Annotated in this window: 22 protein-coding genes; 10 read left to right on the top strand and 12 right to left on the bottom strand. The window is 68.1% G+C overall.

Annotation, left to right across the window (positions count from 1 at the left end; genetic code table 11):
• Positions 1-153: 153 nt before the first annotated feature.
• The 3 genes from WD271_07045 to WD271_07055 all read right to left on the bottom strand — a co-directional run bounded on the left by WD271_07045 (position 154) and on the right by WD271_07055 (position 4,568).
• Positions 154-294: a hypothetical protein gene (locus WD271_07045; GenBank protein ID MEX1007587.1), complete on the bottom strand. Its 141-nt coding sequence runs from the start codon at positions 292-294 to the stop codon at positions 154-156.
• Between the two features lie 213 nt (positions 295-507).
• On the bottom strand, positions 508-1,809 hold the full coding sequence (locus WD271_07050) for a restriction endonuclease subunit S (protein MEX1007588.1): 1,302 nt from the start codon (positions 1,807-1,809) through the stop codon (positions 508-510).
• A complete protein-coding gene (locus WD271_07055) occupies positions 1,806-4,568 on the bottom strand; it encodes a type I restriction-modification enzyme R subunit C-terminal domain-containing protein (GenBank protein ID MEX1007589.1) in 2,763 nt (920 codons plus the stop codon). The genes WD271_07050 and WD271_07055 overlap by 4 nt, the downstream gene beginning before the upstream one ends.
• 56 nt (positions 4,569-4,624) lie before the next feature.
• On the opposite strand from WD271_07055, the gene WD271_07060 reads away from it, so the two are divergent.
• The 4 genes from WD271_07060 to WD271_07075 are packed head-to-tail and all read left to right on the top strand — an operon-like array spanning position 4,625 to position 6,769.
• Positions 4,625-5,185: a maleylpyruvate isomerase N-terminal domain-containing protein gene (locus WD271_07060; GenBank protein ID MEX1007590.1), complete on the top strand. Its 561-nt coding sequence runs from the start codon at positions 4,625-4,627 to the stop codon at positions 5,183-5,185.
• 37 nt (positions 5,186-5,222) lie between these two features.
• Positions 5,223-6,074: a YdeI/OmpD-associated family protein gene (locus tag WD271_07065; protein MEX1007591.1), complete on the top strand. Its 852-nt coding sequence runs from the start codon at positions 5,223-5,225 to the stop codon at positions 6,072-6,074.
• Positions 6,075-6,134: 60 nt separating this feature from the next.
• Positions 6,135-6,371, top strand: a complete 237-nt coding sequence (locus WD271_07070) for a hypothetical protein (protein MEX1007592.1) — start codon at positions 6,135-6,137, stop codon at positions 6,369-6,371.
• The gene (locus tag WD271_07075; protein MEX1007593.1) at positions 6,368-6,769 is read left to right on the top strand and encodes a hypothetical protein; all 402 of its coding nucleotides are present in this window, start codon (positions 6,368-6,370) and stop codon (positions 6,767-6,769) included. Before WD271_07070 ends, WD271_07075 begins: the two co-directional genes overlap by 4 nt.
• 3 nt (positions 6,770-6,772) lie before the next feature.
• On the opposite strand, the gene WD271_07080 is transcribed toward WD271_07075, so the two are convergent.
• The 5 genes from WD271_07080 to rimP all read right to left on the bottom strand — a co-directional run bounded on the left by WD271_07080 (position 6,773) and on the right by rimP (position 11,932).
• Positions 6,773-6,988, bottom strand: a complete 216-nt coding sequence (locus WD271_07080) for a dodecin domain-containing protein (GenBank protein ID MEX1007594.1) — start codon at positions 6,986-6,988, stop codon at positions 6,773-6,775.
• A gap of 172 nt (positions 6,989-7,160) precedes the next feature.
• Entirely contained in the window at positions 7,161-9,917 is a 2,757-nt protein-coding gene (gene infB / locus WD271_07085; protein ID MEX1007595.1) for a translation initiation factor IF-2, read from the bottom strand.
• Positions 9,918-9,929: 12 nt separating this feature from the next.
• Entirely contained in the window at positions 9,930-10,226 is a 297-nt protein-coding gene (locus WD271_07090) for a YlxR family protein (protein ID MEX1007596.1), read from the bottom strand.
• Entirely contained in the window at positions 10,216-11,445 is a 1,230-nt protein-coding gene (nusA, locus tag WD271_07095; protein ID MEX1007597.1) for a transcription termination factor NusA, read from the bottom strand. The genes WD271_07090 and nusA overlap by 11 nt, the downstream gene beginning before the upstream one ends.
• Positions 11,446-11,458: 13 nt before the next feature.
• Complete coding sequence (gene rimP / locus WD271_07100) at positions 11,459-11,932, bottom strand: ribosome maturation factor RimP (protein MEX1007598.1); 474 nt, start codon at positions 11,930-11,932, stop codon at positions 11,459-11,461.
• Between the two features lie 156 nt (positions 11,933-12,088).
• On the opposite strand from rimP, the gene ligD reads away from it, so the two are divergent.
• Both ligD and WD271_07110 read left to right on the top strand, forming a co-directional pair.
• Complete coding sequence (gene ligD / locus WD271_07105; protein MEX1007599.1) at positions 12,089-13,102, top strand: non-homologous end-joining DNA ligase; 1,014 nt, start codon at positions 12,089-12,091, stop codon at positions 13,100-13,102.
• Positions 13,002-13,604, top strand: a complete 603-nt coding sequence (locus WD271_07110) for a DUF305 domain-containing protein (GenBank protein ID MEX1007600.1) — start codon at positions 13,002-13,004, stop codon at positions 13,602-13,604. Before ligD ends, WD271_07110 begins: the two co-directional genes overlap by 101 nt.
• Before the next feature lie 26 nt (positions 13,605-13,630).
• Here WD271_07110 and WD271_07115 read toward each other — a convergent pair whose 3' ends face one another.
• The 3 genes from WD271_07115 to WD271_07125 are packed head-to-tail and all read right to left on the bottom strand — an operon-like array spanning position 13,631 to position 16,327.
• Entirely contained in the window at positions 13,631-14,701 is a 1,071-nt protein-coding gene (locus tag WD271_07115; protein ID MEX1007601.1) for an ATP-dependent DNA ligase, read from the bottom strand.
• Positions 14,702-14,703: 2 nt separating this feature from the next.
• Entirely contained in the window at positions 14,704-16,107 is a 1,404-nt protein-coding gene (proS, locus tag WD271_07120) for a proline--tRNA ligase (protein MEX1007602.1), read from the bottom strand.
• Positions 16,108-16,156: 49 nt separating this feature from the next.
• Positions 16,157-16,327, bottom strand: a complete 171-nt coding sequence (locus WD271_07125) for a hypothetical protein (GenBank protein ID MEX1007603.1) — start codon at positions 16,325-16,327, stop codon at positions 16,157-16,159.
• Between the two features lie 259 nt (positions 16,328-16,586).
• Between WD271_07125 and WD271_07130 the strand changes: the two genes are divergently transcribed.
• The 4 genes from WD271_07130 to WD271_07145 are packed head-to-tail and all read left to right on the top strand — an operon-like array spanning position 16,587 to position 20,561.
• The gene (locus tag WD271_07130; protein ID MEX1007604.1) at positions 16,587-18,401 is read left to right on the top strand and encodes a nitrite/sulfite reductase; all 1,815 of its coding nucleotides are present in this window, start codon (positions 16,587-16,589) and stop codon (positions 18,399-18,401) included.
• Complete coding sequence (locus WD271_07135; protein MEX1007605.1) at positions 18,398-19,144, top strand: phosphoadenylyl-sulfate reductase; 747 nt, start codon at positions 18,398-18,400, stop codon at positions 19,142-19,144. Before WD271_07130 ends, WD271_07135 begins: the two co-directional genes overlap by 4 nt.
• Positions 19,141-19,908 carry a class I SAM-dependent methyltransferase gene (locus tag WD271_07140; protein ID MEX1007606.1) on the top strand — a complete coding sequence of 256 codons (768 nt, stop codon included), beginning with the start codon at positions 19,141-19,143 and terminating at the stop codon, positions 19,906-19,908. The genes WD271_07135 and WD271_07140 overlap by 4 nt, the downstream gene beginning before the upstream one ends.
• On the top strand, positions 19,905-20,561 hold the full coding sequence (locus tag WD271_07145) for a hypothetical protein (GenBank protein MEX1007607.1): 657 nt from the start codon (positions 19,905-19,907) through the stop codon (positions 20,559-20,561). Before WD271_07140 ends, WD271_07145 begins: the two co-directional genes overlap by 4 nt.
• Here WD271_07145 and WD271_07150 read toward each other — a convergent pair whose 3' ends face one another.
• The gene (locus tag WD271_07150; GenBank protein ID MEX1007608.1) at positions 20,562-21,395 is read right to left on the bottom strand and encodes an SDR family NAD(P)-dependent oxidoreductase; all 834 of its coding nucleotides are present in this window, start codon (positions 21,393-21,395) and stop codon (positions 20,562-20,564) included.

Consider the following 21,395-nt stretch of genomic DNA (forward strand, 5'->3'; position numbering starts at 1 on the left):
GTCATGCGTTCCGCGGAACGTATTTCTGACGGACTTCTGTCGGACCCAGCCGAGCACCTCACCTCTTGGCGTCATAACGGGGGGTGAGGTGGCGCCAGGCGCGTCCCGATCAATCGAACTCCGCCTCGTCAGAGATCCGTGCCGCCATCCACTTCAGGCAGTCACGCCCTCCGCAATGACGTCGAGCGGCTTCTGCCAGGCGAGATCCGGGTGTGGGCCCGGCAGCCAGAGTCGACCCGGCTCGTCGCGCATGACGGTACGCAGCAGGTCGACTACCGCCTTGAGCTCGAGCAATCGCTCCTCCCTGTCCCGACTGGTCGAGCTCCAATTCGCGAACGGCAGAGCCCTTTACGAGTCAGAACCGTTGTACTGCAAGGGTGTGATGCGTTCCGCGGAACGTATTTCTGACGGGATTCTGACAGTGCGTGACATCCGGCGCTCGCGGCGGTCGAAACGAGGCCTCGCGACTCCGGGGGCGTTCCGCGGAAAGCATCTCGGTTCGGGAGATCAGGCCTTCGCTCGAGTTCGCCGCTTCTTCGGCTCGACGACTCGCTCCGCTCGGATCCGGTCGAGCAGGACCGACGCCGGCTCGTCCGTCGGGTCCTGCGGGACGAGCGTTCCGCGGAACGCACGATCGAGGATCGACCGGCGAAGCCGGGCACTCTTCGCGAGGGCCGAGTCGATTGCGGCCTGCATTGCGTCGGCGATCGAGAGCTGCCGCTCGACTTCCGCGACGATGCGGCGCTGTTCCTCGATCGGTGGGAGCGGCACCGGCAGCGCGGCCAGCTTCGTGCCATTCACGTTTGCCTGTCCGACCTGCTGCGTCCGCACCTCCGCGATGTAGCTACGGCCAAGAGGCCCGTTGATGACAAGTGAAGCCCAGTCGGGCTCACATTCGGGCAACAGTCGAATTCGAATCAGATATGACGCGAACAGAGCCCGACGGCGACCCTTGAACACCGCTGTCTTGCCGACAAGTTCCGGACTGTTCGTTCGATTGAAGAGGAGATCGCCTTCTTGTAGCTCGTACTTCGCAACGTCTGGGTGATCGTCTGGCAGGTACTTCAGGTCGTCGAACGTGAAACGACCATCGACGATGTTTCCCATACGGAGCATCGGCACGCCCTGAGATGAATCTTGCGTTGCCTTCGCACTCGAGCCGTACCCCTGGGCAGCCGTGACTTCGGAAAGCTTGACAATGGGCGAGTCCACGCGGGTCGCAAGTGCTCGTGCAGACGCACGGAATCGGTAGACGTTGAGCAGGCCATGTCTGAGTCCTTCTTCCGCAGCGTCGAGGCGGGAGAACTGCTCCTCGATGGCGGCGACAATGCGGGTCTGCTCCGTCGTCGGAGGTAGCGGCATCGACAGAATGCGGAGGTCTTCCTGGGGTAGATGCTTGATCGTGCTACCGGTCACGTGCTTCTCAAGCGCGTTGGAGTCCGCGAGGAACCGCATGACGTACTGCAGGTACTCGGCGAGGACCCCGCGATGCGGGCGCACCCTGTGAACCGCCTTCTGATAGCAACATCCAGGTATCTGCCCGCGCCAGATCGCGCAGCGGCCGACTTCGCCGCCTTCGCATACGAGGAGGTCGCCGTCTCGCAGTGCGAACTTCGAGAACTCAGTATCCGAGAAGTCCATTTCGCCGACGTCGCTGAGATCGAACCTCCACCACTGAACGTTCTTGTTCCGCAGGTAGGGGCGGGAGCCAACGCCTGTCTTCGATTTCTTGGAGAGCATCTTGCCGAGCTTGGTCTCTGCGACCTCACTGAGGATCGTGTCAACCCATCCTTCGGGCAGATCGCTCACGCGACGAGCTCCTCGTTGAGCTCCTCGAGGAGCGGACCCAGGTCGGCGCCGAAGAGCTCGACTGCTTTGCCGATGCCGCCGTGTTCTGTGAAGGGCGTGTAGACGAAGTCGTCGGTCGAGATCGCGAGTGAGCCGGCGATGGTGTCGCGGATGCGTTCGAGCCAGACCAACTGCTCGGGTGTGAACGTTCGCCCGGACTGCTCCTGCGCGCGCAGCCACGCGGCGAATTTCTCGTCGACCGTGTCGGCGAAGGGAACGAGCTCGTCGTCTTGGTCGATCGCGAACCTCACGAGCGACACGAGGTTGGTGAGCATCTTTGCGGGCGCCCCGCGGACCTTGGACTTGTCGAGCGCCTCGTAGGCCTGCCAGAGGCTCTCGGGTGTCCAGCGGCGCGGCGGTCGCCCGATCGCGTCGGCGAGATCCTTGATCTCTGCGAATGTCAACCTTGCGGGATACGGGCGGTTGTAGAGGATCTGGAGCGCGGTGATCTCGTCTTTGTTGTCCTCGATGAACTGCCGGAACGACTCCACCGTCGCGCGCGCACGGTCGGCCGCGTCGGCGGAGTAGCCGGCCTCGATGACGGTGTCGCTCGACGTCTCGTCGATGAGCTGGTCATAGGACCGCCGGATGTCGACGAGCTGCTGTCGGAGTACCGGGTTGTCGGTGAACGGGCGGAGCGCGGCTTCGACGGCGCCTTCGCGATCCGGAAGATCCGGGTCGAGCGCGTCGACGAGCGCGCGGGTCAGCTCGGAGATCGGCTTGCCCGCGGTTGCCTCCACCGCGGCGCGATCGCTCGCGGTGAGCTGCGTGTTGAGGCGCGCAATCCGGGCGGCGAGGGTGGAGACCGTGTCCTCGTCGCGGGCGCCGAAGGTGACCTGCCGGAAGAGTTGCTCGAGCGATACCGACGGCTGGCGTTCCAGGGGCTGGGTGTCGGACAGTTCGGTCTCGGTGGCGCCGACGGCATCGATGATCACGAACCGGTCCTTGGCAAGTGCGTCGGGCGTGACCGCGCGCAGGTCGGTGGGGTCGATCACCCGGACACCACGACCCTTCATCTGCTCGAAGAAGTTGCGCGACTTCACCGTACGCATGAAGAACACGCACTCGAGCGGCTTGACGTCGGTGCCGGTGGCGATCATGTCGACGGTCACCGCGATGCGCGGCATCGGGCTGTTGCGAAACGACTGCAGGAGGGTCTCGGGTGACTGCCCCTGCGAACCGGATCGGTAGGTGATCTTCACCGCGAAGTCGTTGCCCTTGCCGAACTCCTCGCGGACGATCTGGACGATGTCGTCCGCGTGGCTGTCGCTCTTGGCGAAGATCAGCGTCTTCGGAACCCAGTCGCGCCCGGGGAAGATCTCGGGGAGCCGTTCCTTGAAGGTCTTGACGATCGTGCGGATCTGATCCTTGGCGACGACCGACCGGTCGAGCGCCTTCTCGTCGTACTCGTAGTCGCGGTCGAGCTTCTCGAGCCGCTCGGCGCGGGTCTCGCGATCGCGGAACTTGGTGACGAGGCCGGCGTCGACCTGCGCGCCCTTCTCGGTGATCTCGGTGCGGATGCGATAGACGTCGAAGTCGACATTGACGTTGTCGGCGACCGCGCGCTCATGGCCGTACTCCATCACCATGTTGCCGTTGAAGAAGCCGAACGTCTGCTTGCCCGGTGTGGCGGTGAGCCCGACGACGAACGCGTCGAAATAGTCGAGCACTTGGCGCCACACCCCGTAGATCGAACGATGACACTCGTCGACGATGATCACGTCGAACGTCTCGATCGGAATCGCGGGGTTGTACCCGATCTCGACCGGGGCCGCCGGCTCGACGTCGAAGGCCGAGCGCTCGTCGGTCTCCTCGTCGAGGGAGGCATCGCCGCGCAGCATCGAATACAGACGCTGGATCGTGGTGATCGTCACGCGGCTCACGTCGTCGAGCGTGTTCGACGTGAGGTGCTGCACGTTGTAGAGGTCCGTGAACTTGCGCCCGTCGTCGGGTGTCACGAACGACTGGAACTCGCGCAGCGCCTGACGCCCGAGGTTGGCGCGGTCGACCAGGAACAGGATGCGGCGGGCGTCGGCGAACTTGATGAGCCGGTAGGCGGTGTTCGCCGCGGTGAAGGTCTTGCCCGACCCGGTTGCCATCTGGATGAGGGCGCGTGGCCTGAAGGCCTGGAGCGAGTCCTCGAGGTTCCGGATCGCCTCCAACTGTGCGGGCCACAGACCGTCGGGACCGAGACGGGGAAGCTGGAGGATCCGTTGGCGCAGCGTCGCGGTCTCGGGCCCGTCGGGGCTCTGCCGCCATCGCTCGCACCACCGGGCAAGAGTCTCCGGCCGGTGGAACGAGAACACGCGCCGGCTGGCAGGCTCGGGATCGAATGCGTTCGTGAAGCGCGTCTCGGCGTGTCCGGTCGACTCGTACGCGAACGGAAGCGGCTTGGTCAGTGCGGCCACGTGGTCGGGCAAGCCGGTCGTGTACTTCGCCGACTGCCATTCGACACCGACGAGCGGAGTGCCCGCCGGCTTCGCCTCGATTGCGCCGACGGCGCGGCGGTCGACGAACAGCAGGTAGTCGGCCCGCCCGTGACCTCGCTTCAGCGTGACCTCTCGGACCGCCACCCCGCGGGCGGCGCCGAGGTTCATGTCGCGTTGGTCCTGGACCTCCCAGCCCGACGCGACGAGCATCTTGTCGATCTCGACGCGGGCGCGCGCCTCGGCCGCGAGGTAGTCCTTGTCCTTCGAGTCGCCCCCACCCGCCGGGCACATGGGAATCAATGGTAGAGAGGAACGGGACAGCACCCGCTCACGAGACCGGAGAGCCGATGCCCGACGACACGCCCCGACCCACCGCCGAGCTCGCGGCGGTCGACGCGGCCTTCGGGATGCTGCTCGACGCGACGGCCGGCCTCACCGACGAGCAGGCGCGCCAGCCCTCGCTCCTCCCGGGCTGGACGCGTGGTCACGTGCTCACGCACTTGGCGCGCAGCGGCGAAGGGGACCTGTATACCGTCGAGGGGGCGATCCGCGGCGAGGTGCTCGACAAGTACCCGGGCGGCGGTGACCAGCGGACGCGCGACATCGAGGCCGGCGCCGGACGCGAGGCCGCGGCCCTGCGCGCGGATCTCATGGCCACCCAACACGCGCTCACCGATGCCTGGGCACGCGTCGAGGACGGGACGTGGGATCGGATGACGCGCACACCGGTCGGGCCGCGAACGGTTGCCGAAACGGTGCATGCCCGCCGACGCGAGATCCTGGTGCACCTCGTCGACCTCGACGTCGGCGTCTCGCCGAGCGATTTGCCATCGGACTACGTCGAGGCGGACCGTGACTGGCTGGTCGAGTACCGCACGCCCGAAACGTGGCCCGACGCGACCTGGTAAGCGCCCGCCAACGTTGAGTTGTGCGAGCATGATCCCGATGGATCGCTCGAGGAGTTTCTCGGCGGTGGTGACCGCCGATCGGAAGGGCCGCGTACTGGTACCCGTCCCTTTCGATCCCGATGACACGTGGGGGCACAAGCCCCAGCATCACGTGGCCGGAACGGTCAATGGCCTGCGCGTCCGCGCGGTCATCGAGCGCGACGGCGACGCGCGAGGCATCGTGCTCGGCCCGGCGTGGCGCCGCGATTGTGGGATCGCGCCCGGTGACGAGGTCGCGGTGGTGCTGGCGCCGGAAGGACCGCAGCGCGACGACCTCGCGCCCGACGTGGCGGCCGCGCTCGAGGCGGAACCCCAGGCTGCCGCCTTCTTCGACTCGCTTGCCCAGTTCTATCGCAAGGGGTATCTGCGCTGGATCGACGCCACCAAGCGCCGCCCGGATGTGCGGGCGGCACGCATCGCCGAGGTGGTCCGGCTGTGCAAGGACCACATCAAGGAACGACCCCGACGAGATCTCGATCCGGGGCAGTCGACGATCGGCAGAACCGTGGACGACTACCTGCGCGCACTGCCCGCCGACGTGCGGAAGGCGCTCGAAGATCTCCGCCGCGCGATCAGGGAGGCTGCTCCCGACGCGGTCGAGACGATCAGCTACCGAGTACCGACGTTCAGCCAGGGGGAACCAATCGTCGGCTTCGGAGCCGCGAAGCATCACTGCAGCTTCTACGTGATGAGCCCGCCGCTCGTTGCGTCACTCGCGGATGAGCTCGATGCCTACGACCTCTCGGGCGGCACCATTCGTTTCCAGGTTGGCGCACCGCTCCCGCCTTCGCTGGTCGCACGCGTGGTGAGCGCGCGCATCGAAGAGAACGCGGTACGGAAGCGATCGTGAGCGTACTCCACCGGTTTGTCTGATTCATCCGTCCGCATCAGTTGGTGCTAGGGTGGCACGATGAAGCGTGCCACGATCACCGTGTCCGACGATCTCGAAGCGGCGGTCCTCGCCTATCAACAGGCCCAGGACGCCCCGCCCACGCTCACCGCGGTCGTCGAATCCGCGCTCCGCGAGTACCTCGCCCAGCGCGGCTTCGGTGCGCCGAAGCGCGCGTTCTGGATCACTCCGGCGCCTCACGGGAGCGGGCGCTCCGACGTCAGCATCGAGCACGACCGCGAGTTCGCCGGCGAATGAGCGCCGGTGTCCTCGCCGACAGCGGTCCGCTCTATGCCGCCGCCGATCCCGGCGACCAGCACCACGCACGAGCGCGCCGCGAGATCGACACGATCAGGGAGCGCGACGTCACGGTGCTCGTTCCGTTCCCGATCCTCTGCGAGGCGCACTCCTTGGTGTCGCGACGACTCGGCACGGAGGTCGCCACGACCTTCCTCGCCGACGTGCTCACCCGCGCGCTCATCGCGCATCCGACCGGTAACGACTGCGTCGAGGCGTTTCGCCGCGCCGGCGCCTACGCCGATCAGAAGGTCACACTCTTCGATGCGGTCACCGCGGCGATGAGCGATCGGCTCTCCCAACCCGTCTGGACCTACGACCATCATTTCGACGTGATGGGCGCAGCCGTGTGGCGCTGAGGCTCAGTCGCCGCCTTCGTACTTGAACGACACGTTGATCTTCGCCCGATAGGCGATCACGCGACCTTCCTCGAGTTGCATGTCGAGCTGGACCACCTCGGCGATGCGTAGATCGCGCAAGCTCTGTGACGCACGCTCGACAGCCGCGGCCGCAGCACGCTCCCACGATTCGCTGCTCGTACCGACGAGTTCGATGACCTTGTATACGCTCTCAGGCATCGCGACCTCCCACGGGTCAGGTGCGATCACCCTTCCCCGATCACGAGCTCCCGTCAAGGTCATCGGGAGCGAACGGCCGCGAGCCGGGTATCCCGGCGAGCAGTGAGCGACCCATGGTCAGGAGCGAACGGCCGCGAGCCGGGTATCCCGGCGAGCAGTGAGCGACCCGTGGTCAGGTGCGGGCGATCTCGCGGAGGTCGTAGGTCTCGATGACGTCGCCCTGCTTGAGGTCCTGGTAGTTCTCGAGGCCGATGCCGCACTCGAACCCCGACTGCACCTCGCGGACGTCGTCCTTGAACCGCCTGAGCGACGAGATCGCGCCGTTCCAGATCACGACACCGTCGCGCAGGAATCGCACTCGGGAACCACGCGTGATCGTGCCGTTCCGCACGTAGCAACCGGCCACCCTGCCGACACGCGGGATCGAGAACACCTCGCGCACCTCGGCATCTCCGGTGACGACTTCTTCGAACTCCGGCTTCAGCATGCCGATCAGTGCCGCCTGCACGTCTTCGAGCACCTGGTAGATCACCTCGTAGAGGCGCATCTCGACCTGCTCGGCCTCGGCGATCTCGCGCGCCCTGCGGTCGGGCCGCACGTTGAAGCCGATAACGGTCGCGTTGGAGACCGCGGCGAGGTTGATGTCGGACTCGGTAATCGCACCGACCGCTCGGTGCACGAACGAGAGCCGCACTTCTTCGTGTGTCTGGTCGAGTTTGCGCAGCGCGTCGGTGAGCGCTTCCAGCGATCCCTGCACGTCGGCCTTGAGCACGACGTTGAGCGTGGCCACCTCGCCCCGCTGCACCATCGCGAAGATGTCCTCGAGCCGTGCACCTCCGGCCAGGCTCATCGGGTGCTTCAGGCTCGCCGCTCGGCGACGGCGCGCGCGCGCCTCGGCCACGGTTCGGGCGGTCTTCTCGTCGGGCGCGACGCGCAGCTCGTCGCCCGCCAGCGGCACGCCGTCGAGGCCGAGCACTTCGACCGGGACCGACGGACCCGCCTCCGCGACCTGCTTGCCGTGCTCGTCGAACATCGCCCGCACGCGACCCCACGAGCCCCCGGCGACCATCGGGTCGCCCACGCGCATCGTGCCGCGCTCGATGAGAGCGGTGACGACCGGACCGCGACCCTGATCGAGGTTCGACTCGAGCACGAGCGCGCGTGCCGGCGCCTTCGGGTTGGCGGTGAGCTCCTCGACCTCGGCAACGAGCAAGATCGACTCGAGCAACTCGTGGACACCGATGCCCGCAGGAGGTGCCACGTCGACGACGATGGTGTCGCCGCCCCAGGCTTCTGGGACCAGCTCGCGCTCGACGAGCTGCTGGCGGACGCGGGTGGGGTCGGCGTCTTCGCGGTCGACCTTGGTGACGGCCACGACAATCGGGACTTCAGCCGCGCGCGCGTGGTCGATCGCTTCGATGGTCTGCGGCATCACACCGTCGTCGGCGGCGACGACGAGTACCGCGATGTCGGTAGCTCGCGCGCCACGCGCGCGCATCGCGGTGAACGCCTCGTGACCGGGCGTGTCGATGAACGTGACGGTGTTCCCGTTATGGACGGCTTGGTACGCACCGATGTGCTGGGTGATGCCGCCCGCTTCGCCGGCGACGACATTCGCGTGGCGGATCGCGTCGAGCAGTGTGGTCTTGCCGTGGTCGACGTGTCCCATCACGGTGACGATCGGAGCGCGCGGTTCTTCGAGCGCGTCGTCGTCTTCGTCGTCGTCACCGAGGAGCGCTTGCAGCTCGAGCTCCGCCTCCTGACCGGGCTCGACGAGCAGGACCTCGGCGCCGAGCGATTCGGCGATGAGCTCGACCATCTCGTCCGCGAGCGACTGGGTGCCCGTGACCATCTCGCCCGCGTCGAAGAGCAGCCGCACGAGGTCGGCCGTTGTGCGATTGAGCTTCGGCGCGAGCTCCTGGATCGTGATGCCGCGCTCGACGACGATCTCGTCTTCGGGAACCGGAGCATCGCTCGGCGTGAGCTGCGGCATCGACGCCGGCCCAAGGTCCTCGAAGTCGCGGCGGCGCCGCTTCCTGCGCCTCGGTCGCTGGCCTTGGGGCCCGGTCCGCCCGCGCGCGGGACCACCTGAACCACCCGGACCACCGGGGCCACCAGGACCACCGCGCCCACCCGGGCCGCCGGGGCCCGAGCCGGGACCGCCGCGGGTGAAGCCACCGGGTCCGCCACCGCCACCGCCTGAGCGCGGCACGAAGCCACCACCACCGCCACCACTCCCGCCACCACGCGGCCCGCCTGGACCGCCGCCGGTGCGCGGCGCACCTGGTGTGCCCGGCGTGACCCTCGGTCCCGGGGGCGGCGGGATACGCCGGCTCCCGCCCGGCGGCGGCGGGATCGAACGCCCCGAGCTGCTGGTGGGTGGACTCGCAGGCTCCGCGGGGGCAGGTGTCGACGGAAGCGCTTGCGCGGCCGCGGTGGCGCCTCCTTCGGCGGCCGCGGGCCGATCGATCGGCGCAGGGCGCGGCGCAAGACTGGGATCGGGGATGACGCCGGTGGAGCGCACCACGCGATGGGGAGCAAGCGCCGGCTCGAGCACCGGCTCGAGGTCGACCTCGGCGGCGGGCGCCAGGTCGGTCTCCGCGGCCACAGGCTCGAGCACGGGCGCAGGCTCGGGCGGCTGTTCCGGCTCCGGTACTTTCTCCTCTGAAGCCTTCGTGGCTTTCGTGGCCTTTGCCCGCGTCTTCTCCTCCGCGGGCGGCTCCTCGACGACCGGCTCCTCGACGACCGGCTCGCGCCGCAGCCCCTCGGAGTCGGCAAGCCGGCGCACGCGGTCGGCGAGCGGGTCGTCGATGCTCGACGAGTGGCTCTTGACGCCGATCTTCAGGCGCTCGCACAGGTCGAGCACGACCTGATTCTCGACGCCCAACTCCCGCGCCAGCTCGTAGATCCGGATCTTCTTCGTGGCCAAAGCCGCTCTCGCCTACCTTCCCTGCTCAGGCTTTCCTTCTCGCGGTACCGAATTGCCGGTCTCTAGTGTCGCACGTACACGCTCGAGATCACCGCTAGTCACCGGAGCCCGCAGCGCCTTCGCAAGAACGGGCCGTCGCGCCACCCGGTCGAGGCAGGCCACCGGATGGCTCCCGCACAGCCACGCTCCGCGCCCGGGACCCCTGCCGAGCTCGAGCCCCCGAGGCGTCCATCGCAACCGAACCAGCTCCGCAACCGGCGCCGTGCGTCGACACCCGACGCACGTGCGGTGCGGCGCGCTACGCGTCACTCGCCTCCGCTTCGACAGCAGGCTCGGGAACCGCGGGCGCCCCAGCCGGGGCGACCACTTCCTCCGCTTCGACAGCAGGCTCCGCAGCGGCTTCGGCGGTGGGCGCCTGGACGGGGGTCTCAGGCGCCGCGTAGCCGGCTTCGGCCGCCGAGATCGAAGCACCACCCTCGGCGGGTTGCCACACCAACTCGCCCGAGTCGTTGGTGACCCACTCGCCCTCGGCGTACTCGACGCCCCCGCCCGACTCCTCTTCGGCGAGCTGGGTCTCGCTCTTGATGTCGACGCGCCAGCCGCTGAGCCGCGCGGCGAGCCGTGCGTTCTGCCCTTCCCTGCCGATCGCGAGCGAGAGCTGAAAATCGGGAACGATCACCTCCGCGGTGCCGGTCTCGGGATGGATGCGCACCTCACGCACGCGCGCGGGCGCGAGTGCCTTCATCACGAACTCGGCGGGGTCGTCGCTGTAGGGAACGATGTCGACCTTCTCGCCGCGGAGCTCGTTCACGACCATGCGGACACGCGAACCGCGCGCGCCGACGCACGCACCCACCGGGTCGACGTTGTTGTCGTTGGACGCGACCGCGATCTTCGTGCGGTGGCCGGGCTCGCGCGCGATCGCCTTCAACTCGACGACATTGTCGCCGATTTCAGGCACCTCGAGCTCGAACAACCGCTTCACAAGACCCGGGTGCGTACGTGACACCACGATCTGCGGGCCCTTGGCGGTCTTGCGGACCTCGACGATGTAGGCCTTCAGGCGGCTGCCGTGGTCGTAGTGCTCGTTCTGCACCTGCTCGGCCTGCGGCAACAGCGCTTCGACCTTGCCGAGATCGAGGAGCGTGTAGCGCGCGTCGGTCTGCTGGATGATGCCGGTGACGATGTCGCCCTCGCGGCCGGCGTACTCCTCGTACTTCATCTCGCGCTCCGCCTCGCGGATGCGCTGGAAGATGACCTGCTTGGCAGTCTGCGCGGCAATGCGTCCGAAGTCGCCGGGCGTGTCGTCCCACTCGCGGGTGACGTTGCCCTCTTCGTCGAGCTCTTGCGCGATCACCTTGATCGCGCCGGTCTCCATGTCGATCTCGACGAGCGCTTCTTCGGCTGCCTCGGGCATGCGCTTGTACGCGGTGAGAAGCGCGTTCGCGAGCGCCTCGAGCATGATCTCGATCGAGATGCCCTTCTCGCGCTCGATGTTCTCGAGCGCCTCCATCATTTCGGAATTCATGGCATTTCCGAGTTCATCGCCGTGCCGCCTTCTTCGCTCCCCACTCGAAGACCGTCCGAGCCTGGACGACATCGGTGTACGAGATTCGTTCCTGAGAGCCGTCGTCGAGCGCGAGCGCGAAACCTTCGTCGTCGGCTTCGACCACGACGCCGCGGGTGCGGCGACCGGGCGTCTTGACCGAGACCGTCGCGCCGACCACGCGTCGGTAGTGCTCGGGCTTGCGGAGTGGCCGCTCGAGCCCGGGGCTGCTCACCTCGAGGGCGTAGGGACCCGGGAGCGCCCGCGCCACCCGGTCGCTGTCGAGCACGGGCGAGATGGCCTGCGACGCCGCGCCGACCGCATCGAGGTCGATCCCACCGGCACGGTCGACGAGCACCCGGACCACCGTGGCCCGCCCGGATCCGCTGACCTCCACGTCGTAGAGCTCGAGGCCGAGCGCGCTGACGACAGGCTCGACGGCGTCCACGATCACAGCCACGTCGCTCATGCGCTCACCTCCTCTCCCACCTTGGGTCTCCCACCTTGGCCTCTCCTGGCTCAGGCCAAGAAAAAACGTGGGCTTACGCCCACGTTTCCCCGGACCGGTGGGTGGTCCTACGACAATCGAACTGCGCCAGTATACCCAAGGAATAGGGTGATTTCCGTGGCGACACCGGCGATCGAGGTGGAGGTCGACGGCCGCCCGGTGCGGGTCTCGAACCCCGACAAGGTCTTCTTTCCCGCTCGCGGCGAGACCAAGCTCGACCTCGTCCATTACTACCTCGCGGTGGGTGACGGCGCGCTGAGAGGAGTGTTCGAGCGGCCGACCGTGCTGAAGCGCTTCCCCGACGGCGCGCTCGGCGAGCCCTTCTTCCAGAAACGCGTGCCGGAGAAGCGGCCCGAGTGGCTCGAGACGGTCCGGGTCGCGTTCCCGAGCGGCCGTTCGGCCGACGAGCTCTGCCCGGTCGACGTCGCGCACCTGATCTGGGCGGTGAACCTCGGCTGCCTCGACCTCAACCCGTGGCCAGTACGCCGCCGCGACGTCGACCATCCCGACGAGCTCCGCGTCGACCTCGACCCGCAGCCCGGCATCCCGTTCGACGCGGTGCGCGACGTGGCCGAGGTCGTGCACGAAGTCCTCGACGCGCACGCGCTCGTCGGGTACCCGAAGACGTCTGGATCGCGCGGCATGCACGTGAATGTGCGTATCGAACCGCGATGGGACTTCACCGAGGTTCGCCGAGCGGCGCTCGCGCTCGCCCGGGCCGTCGAACGCGAGGTGCCCACGCTGGCGACGTCGAAGTGGTGGAAGGAACAGCGCGGCGACCGCGTGTTCATCGACTACAACCAGAACGCGCGCGATCGTACCGTCGCGTCGGCGTACTCGGTCCGGAACAACGCCGAGGGGCGGGTGTCGTGCCCGCTCGAATGGGGCGAGGTACCCGACGCCGATCCCAACGACCTCACGCTGGCGACAGTGCCGGCGCGCTACACGTCGATCGGCGATCCCTCCGCCCCGATCGACGACGTCGCGTACTCGCTGGAGCCGCTCCTCGACCTGGCTGCGCGAGACGAACGTGAAGGTCTCGGCGACGAGCCGTGGCCGCCGCACTTCCCCAAGGCGAAAGGCGAGCCGACGCGGGTTGCACCGAGCCGGGCGCGGAAGAAGACCTCGTGAAACCGAGCCGTTGGCGGGCGCGATCTCACTGGCCTTCGCGTATCTCGCGCGAGAGCACGATCCCCGCGTTGGTCATATGGCGCGCGAGATCGTCCTCGACCAGGCCCCGGAGATCTCCACGATGAACAGCTACCTCCATCAAGCCGGCACCCCGAAGTCGGCGAACGACGATGGCGCGATGGATTGGATGGATCTCCCCGTCCCGATCTCGCGCATGCCGGGCATGCCGACGACAACGGAGATGAACCAGCTGCGGAGCCCGCAAGGGCTCGATGCCGACGAGGTGTTCACGAGGCTGATGATCAATCACCATGCGGCGGGAGTGGCGATGGCCGACTACGAAGCCGAACACGGCGAGAACGACAATGTGAAGCGCCTCGCCGCCGCGATGGCACGGCTCCAGCGGTCGGAGCTCGCGGAGATGAACACCCGCCGGAGAGCGCTCGGCCTCGAACCCGTCGACGCGAACGCCCTCGAGAACCTCCACTCGCACGCCGGCTGATCGCTCACGCGTGCCGGCGAGCAGCGTCAAACGCCGAACACCTCGCGCAACTCGATCGGCACTGGCGCGTCGAGCTGCGCGTAGGCGCACGACTCGGGCTCGCGGTCGGGGCGCCAGCGCTGGAAGCGCGCGGTGTGCCGGAACCGATCACCTTGCAAGTGCTCGTACGCGACCTCGGCGACGAGCTCGACGCGCAATGGCTCCCAACTCAGGTCCTTGCCCGCGTTCCACCGGCTCGCCCCACCAGGCATTCGTTGGCCGCTGGCGGTGGCTCCCGCCATGCCCTCGGCCCAGTCCCTCCACGGATGTTCGTCCAGCGCACGCGTCCGATACGGCGCGAGCTCGGCTATGAGCTGCTTGCGCAGCGCGGCGTTGAAACTGCTCGCGACGCCAACGTGGTGCAGCACACCGGCATCGTCGAAGAGCCCGAGCAGCAGCGATCCCACTCCCCCGTCTTTGTGCTCGCGGTAGCCGCCCACCGCGCAGTCGGCGGTGCGCAGGTGCTTCACCTTCTGCATCGTTCGCTCGCCCTCGCGGTACTGGCCGTCGAGCGGCTTCGCGACCACCCCGTCGAGGCCGGCGCCCTCGAACCGGTCGAACCACGCCGTCGCGAGGGCAGGGTCGGTGGTGGCGGGCGTGAGCAGCACCGGTGGCTCGGCCTGCTGTAACGCCCGCTCGAGCCGAGCGCGGCGCGTCGCGAAGGGCTGCTCACGCAGATCCTCGTCACCCTCGGCGAGCAGGTCGAACGCGACAAAGGCCGCGGGCGTGTCCGCCGCCAGCTTGGCGATGCGAGACGCCGCGGGGTGGATGCGGAGCGAGAGCAGGTCGAAGGCGAGGCCGTGCTCGGTGGCGATCACGATCTCGCCGTCGACGACCGCGCGCTCGGGCAGGTGTGCACGAATCGGGTCGAGCAACTCCGGGAAGTACCGCGTGAGCGGCCGTTCGTTGCGGCTGCCGATCTCGACGTTCTCGCCGTCGCGGAACACGATGGCGCGGAAGCCGTCCCACTTCGGTTCATAGAGGAAGTTCCCGGTGGGGAGCTCGCGGGTGAGCTTGGCCAGCATCGGCGAGACGGGCGGCCGAACGGCGAGCGTCACGGTCAGTACGAGCGCGCGACGTAGGCCACGAGATCGGGTTCAGCCTCGGATCCGGGGACGGAGCCGTCGGCGCGCGTGAGGCACGCAACCTTGATGCCGCTCGTGGCAAGCTCCGCCTCGCCCTCGGTGCCGACGAGGTCCCACGCGATGCGGGCCCAGCCGGTCTCCGCGGCGACGCGCGCGTCGTCGAGCGAGTCGACGTCGGCCGTACGTGCGTCGCGTCGCGTCGTCGCTTCACCGAGCAACGCGGCTTGCTCGGCATCGAGCGCGCTCCGTACCGTGCCGACGATTCCCGCGAGGTCTACCGGCGCCTTCGCGCGCGAAGCACGTCGCACCATCGTGACCTCACCGTTGGCGAGGTCGCGTGGCCCGAGCTCGAGGCGGAGCGGCACGCCCTTGAGCTCCCATTCCGTGGCCCGGCGCCCCAGTGACACCTCGGTGCGGTCGTCGAGGTGCACCCGCACCCCGGCCGCAACCAGCTCGTCAGCCAGCGCGCGGCACCGTGCCATCACATCGGCATCGTCGCGCACCGCGAGCACGACGACCTGCACGTGCGCAAGCCGCGGGGGTACCCGGAGCCCGTCGTCGTCGCCGTGGGCCATGATCAGACCGCCGAGCATCCGGGTGGACACGCCCCACGACGTGGTCCATGCGGTCTGACGGGCGCCTTCGGCGTCGAGGAACTCGATCTCGAACACGCGCGCGAAGTTCTGCCCGAGCTCGTGGCTCGTGCCCATCTGCAATGCCTTGCCGTCGCCCATCATCGCTTCGCACGCGAGGGAGTTCACCGCGCCGGCGAAGCGTTCCTTCACCGTTTTCAGACCCACCACGACCGGCATCGCGAGCACGTTCACCATGAAGTCCTCGTAGACGTCGTGCAGGATCCGTTCGACGTAGGCGCGCGCGTCTTCACGCGTCGCGTGCGCGGTGTGGCCTTCCTGCCAGAGAAACTCCGTGGTGCGCAGGAAGATCCGCGGGCGCAGCTCCCACCGCACGACGTTGCTCCACTGGTTGAGCAGCAGGGGCAGGTCGCGGTAGCTCTGCAACCACTTCGCCATGTACTCGCCGATGACGGTCTCGCTGGTGGGCCGGACGACGACCGGTTCGTCGAGCTCCTTGCCGCCGGCGACCGTGACGACGGCGAGCTCGGGGCTGAATCCCTCGACGTGCTCCGCCTCGCGGTGGAAGTAGGACTCCGGGATGAACAGCGGGAAGTAGGCGTTCTGCGCGCCGCATGCCTTGATGCGAGCGTCGACCTCGGCCTGCATCCGCTCCCAGAGCCCGTAGCCGTAGGGCCGGATCACCATGGTCCCGCGAACCGGCCCGTTCTCCGCCAGCTCCGCCTTGTTCAGGACGTCCTGGTACCAGCGGGGGAAGTCGTCAGCCTGAGGGGTCAGCACGGGCATGGAGGCAGGGTAGCGAGTGCACGACGTTGCTCCGAGAGCGTCGCGTGTGTCAGTGGCAGCGCTGCTCGAGCACGCGGATCTCGATCGCGACCTTGGCCTGTCGGGCCTGGAAGTCGATGAGCTGGACCTGGATCCTCGCCGCGAGCTCGAAGCGGTGGTGAGCCAGTGCGTCGTTGCGGGCAGCTGCAGCACCTCGATCCGACCCTGGAGTGACGCCCACTGCTCGTGCAGCACGACGAGCTTGGCGGCGCACCCGTCGTGCCGGTCGAGGTCGTGCCGGTCGAGGTCGTGCCGGTCGGGCTGGCCGACGCCGGAGCGGCGACCACGCCGCCGACGCCCAGTGCGGCCACGCCGGCGACGAGTGTGCCGGCGACGAACTGTCGGAGTCGGGCGAAGGCCCATCGTCAAGAAATCCAATGGGATGGATTCCCGACCTTCTCGCTGGCATTTCGGGGGAAACCCGAGTAACTTCCTCGGGTATGGCGATCGACGTTCGCGAGCTCCGCGCCCAGCCCCTCGACCCCGATATCGAGGAGGAGCTTCGCACCTTCGAAGACGGTGCCCGCCGCTACATCGCGGGTGAGATCGACGACGACGTCTTCCGCGTCTTCCGCCTGAACCAGGGCATCTACGGGCAGCGCCAGGGCGGCTTCAACCAGATGGTGCGGGTGAAGATCCCGTACGGGAGCGTCGAGCCCGACCAGCTCGAGATGTTCGGCTACCTCGCGGAGAGCTACTCGCGCGGCTGGGCGCACCTCACCACCCGCCAGAACGTGCAGTTCCACTTCGTGCAGCTCGAGCAGGTCGCCGAGATGCTCCGGCTCCTCGCGTCGGTCGGGCTCACGAGCCGTGAGGCCTGCGGCGACACCGTACGCAACGTCGCCGGCTGCCACCTCGCCGGTGCGTGCCCCTACGAGGTGCTCGACATCAGCCCGTGGGCCGAGGCGGCGAAAGACCTCTTCCTCCGCAACCCGATCGCGCAGCGCCTCCCCCGCAAGTTCAAGATCAATTTCTCCGGTTGCGCCACCGACTGCGGCCAGGCGATGTTCAACGACGTCGGCGTGATCGCGGTGAACCGGCCGCGACCCGACGGCACCGTCGAGCCCGGTTTCCGGGTGTTCATGGCCGGCGGGCTCGGCGCGAACCCGCACCCCGCGCAGGCGCTCGAGGAGTTCACCTCGCGCCAAGATCTCCTGCCCACGATCGAAGCGATCGTGCGCGTCGAGGGCAACTACGGGAACCGCGACAACAAGCTGCGCGCGCGGCTGAAGTGGCTCGTCGACACGATGGGCGTCGACGAGCTGCGCGAGCGGATCCTCAAAGAGCGCAAGTTCCTCCCCGCGTCGGCCACATACCCGGGGGGGATCCCGGGTGTCGTGGAGCGCGACGGCGACGCGCCCGCGGGCATGGGTACCGGCGTGAGTGCCGACGGTGGTCTCGCCACCTCTCTCGGCGCTGGCGCGATCGGCACATCGGTCGAGTTCCGCAACCTCGATCCCCTCGCCCGGTGGGACACCGTCAACGTCGTGCGCGGACGCGCCAATGGCACGGTGAGCGCGTACGCCTACGCCCGCCTCGGTGACATCACCGTCGAGCAGTTCCGAGGGCTCGCGCAGGTCCAGCGCGACTTCGGCGTCGAGGTGCGCATCACCAACCGGCAAAACTTCGTGCTGCGCGGCCTCACCGAGGAGCAGCTCCCCGAGCTCTTCTCGTGTCTCGACGCGCTCGGCATGGCCGAGGCCGGTGCCGAGCTCGCCCGCGACGTCGTGTCGTGCCCCGGCGCCGATACATGCAACCTCGCGGTCACGCAGTCGCGCGGCCTCGCCGCCGACATTGGCAACGCGCTCGAGGAAGCCGGGCTCGCGGAGGTAGGCGGCGTGCGCATCAACATCTCGGGCTGCACGAACTCGTGTGGTCAGCACCACATCGCCGACATCGGATTCGTCGGGATCGAGCGACGGGCCCATGGACGCGCCGCACCCGGGTACCACATGATGCTCGGCGGCAAGGTCGGCAACATGGAGATCGCGTTCGGCGAGAAGTCGGTGAAGCTGCCCGCGAAGCGGGTGTCACAAGCGGTCGTCCGCGTCGTCGAGCAGTTCGCGGGCGAGCGAGATGCCGGCGAGACGTTCTCGGAGTGGCTCACCCGCGTCGGCGGCGCGAAGGAAGTGTCGAAGACGCTCGCCGACCTCGACAGCTTCCCCACACCCGAGGAAGCACCCGATTTCTTCGTCGACTTCGACGAGACCGGCCCCTATGTCGCCGAAGTCGGCGACTCGGAGTGCGCGACATGAGCCAAATCATGCGGTCGCTCGCTGAGCTCGCTTCGGTCGCCGGGCCTGCTGGACACGTTGCCACTGTTCCCGACCTGGCCGAGCTGGCCAAGGTGTCGGCCGAGCTCGAGACCCAGGCCGCATCCGAGGCGGTGCGCTGGGCGTGGGAGACCTACAAGGACGAGGCCATGCTCGCGGCGTCGTTCCAAGACTGCGTGCTCATCGACGTCGCGATGCAGGTTGCCCCCGACATCGACGTGGTGTTCCTCGACACGCAGTACCACTTCGCGGAGACGCTCTGGTACGTCGAGCAGGTCCGCGAGCGCTACGACCTGAACCTGCGCGTGATCACACCACAGATTCAACCCGACAACCTCTGGCTGGTCGACACCGACTCGTGCTGCGAGATGCGAAAGGTCGAGCCGCTCGCCCGTGCACTCGAGGGCAAGGCAGCGTGGCTCACGGGCTTGCGGCGTGACGAGACGTCGACGCGGGCGAGTTCCGCGATCGTCGGCTGGGACATCGGGCGCGGCATCGTGAAGGTCAATCCGCTCGCCCCCTGGTCGCACGACGACATCGACGGCTACGTAAGAGACCGTGGACTCCCGCAACACCCGCTGCGCGACAAGGGCTACCCGTCGATAGGGTGCTGGCCGTGCACGCAGCCCGTCGCCGCTGGCGACGACCCGCGCGCGGGCCGCTGGGCCGGCACCGGCAAGCTCGAGTGCGGCCTCCACGGCTGGACGCCGTCGCAACTCGCTTGAGCGTCCACGAAGTCGCGGTCACCGGCTTCGGCACCGAAGCCGAGGCATACGAACGAGGCCGTCCTTCCTATCCGCCGGACGCGGTCGCGTGGCTCGCCGACTCACTGCGCATCGCACCCGGTCGTACCGTCGCCGACGTCGCCGCCGGTACCGGAAAGTTCACGCGGCTGCTCGCGCCGTACGGAGCGGACGTGGTTGGCGTGGAACCGGTCGACGGGATGCGCGCGTTCCTCGGTGCCACGGCGCCCGGCGTACGCGTGGTCGCGGGAGCCGCGGAGGCGCTGCCCTTCGCCGACGGCTCGCTCGACGCGATTACGGTCGCACAGGCGTTCCATTGGTTCGACGCGCTCGCGGCTTTGCGCGAGTTCCATCGGGTGCTGCGTCCCGCCGGCCGTGTCGGTCTGATCTGGAACGCACGTAATCGATCCGTGCCGTGGGTCGACGCGATGTGGACGATCATGGACCGGGTCGAGAAGCGCGCACCCTGGCGCAACCACGACGAATGGCGCGAGTCCGCGTTCGTGGACCAGCCGTTCTTCACGCCGCTCACCGAGGCGGTCTTCCGGCACGAGCAGCTGCTCACCCACGACGAGGCCATCGACCGCATGCGCAGCGTGAGCCACATTGCGGTGCTGCCGCCCGCCGAACAAGAGGTAGTGCTCGAAGAGGTTCGGGCAGTGCTCGATCGCGATCCCGCGACCGCGGGTCAGGACGTGATCGCGCTGCCCTACCGGGTCGATACCTACTGGACCGTCCGGCGTTGACGCCGGGACCCGCTCCCGTCGACTACCGACGGCGCCGTCTGATTACAGCGCTCGTTGTCATCGCGGTGATCGCAGTCGTCGTGATCGGCGGAGCGTTGGTGCTCGGAGGTGGCGGCGGCTCCGACAGCCGCGCGACCGCCCCACGGAGTACCGCGGCTCCGTCGACCACGACGACGACCACACTCGTCCCGCCGAAGGTGACCGCAGTGGGCGACTCGGTGATGCTCGGCGCGGCTGACGCGCTCGCAGGAGCCATCGGGCGCGACCGCACGACCCTGGACGCGGCCGAGAGCCGCCAGTTCTCCGTCGGGGTAGAGATTCTCCAGGGGTACAAGGACGCCGGTGAGCTCGGCGACGAGGTCGTCGTGCAACTCGGCACCAACGGCGCCATCGACCCCGACGACTTCGACCGGATGATGCAGCTCCTGAAGAACGTCCGGCGTGTCGTGATCGTGAATGCCTTTGTGTCGCGCCCCTGGGAGGACGAGGTGAACGAAACCCTTGCCGACGGCGTGAAGCGGTACAAGAACGCGGTGCTCGTCGACTGGCACGCTGCGGGGGGCGAGCATCCGGAGTGGTTCTACGACGACGGACTCCACCTGCGGTCGGACGGCGCGCAGGCGTACGCGCAACTCATCGCATCGAAGCTCTGATCATCCCGACATGCGGTCGAACGCGGCGAGGATCTCGCGCTGGCGCTGCTCGACGTCGTCCCGGTAGTCGCCGTGCGTGATGATGTAGTCGCGGCTGTCTCGGAGATCGCGCACGAGGTTACGGACCGCGAACTCGGGCGACACCGGTTGCGTGTCGCCCGCACCTTTCATGCTCGCGATCATCGCGTCGATGTCGTCGGGCATGATCACCGATTCGCCCAGCTCCGCCGGTCGCGCCGACTTGCTGCTGTCGAGGTGCCGCGTGAGCATCCCCGCGGGGAAGAGCAGCGTCACGCCGATGCCCTCGTCGGCGAGCTCGAGTCGCAGGACCTCTGCGTAACCCACCACCGCGTACTTCGTGGTGATGTACGCGCCGAGTCGCACGCTCGGCACGAAGTAGCTCGACGACGATGTCACGACGATGCGCCGCTCGCCGTTGCTCGCTCGCAGCAGCGGTAGGAACGCGTCGACCGTCTGCACGAGACCGACGACGTTCACCGACAGCATCCACTGCCAGTCGTCCGCCGTGAGTCGCTCGATGGCGCCGAACTGCTGCACGCCGACGTTCGCGCAGAGCAGATCGCAGCCACCGAACTCGTCGCGCGTGGCGGCGGCCGCGTCGGCGAGCGCGGGCCGAGACGCGACGTCGACGCGACGGACGAGCGCTTTGGCGCCGTTCGCCCGAAGTCGTTCCGCAGTCGCTTCGGCTGCCGCGCCGTCGATATCGAGCACCACGATCCGCATTCCCTCGGCGGCAAGCACGTCCGCCATTGCGGCTCCGAGCCCGGAGCCGGCTCCCGTGATCACCGCGACTCGCCCCGTGAGCTCCTTCAC

It is taken from the genome of Acidimicrobiia bacterium (assembly GCA_040880805.1).
Taxonomy (GTDB): Bacteria; Actinomycetota; Acidimicrobiia; order IMCC26256; family DASPTH01; genus DASPTH01.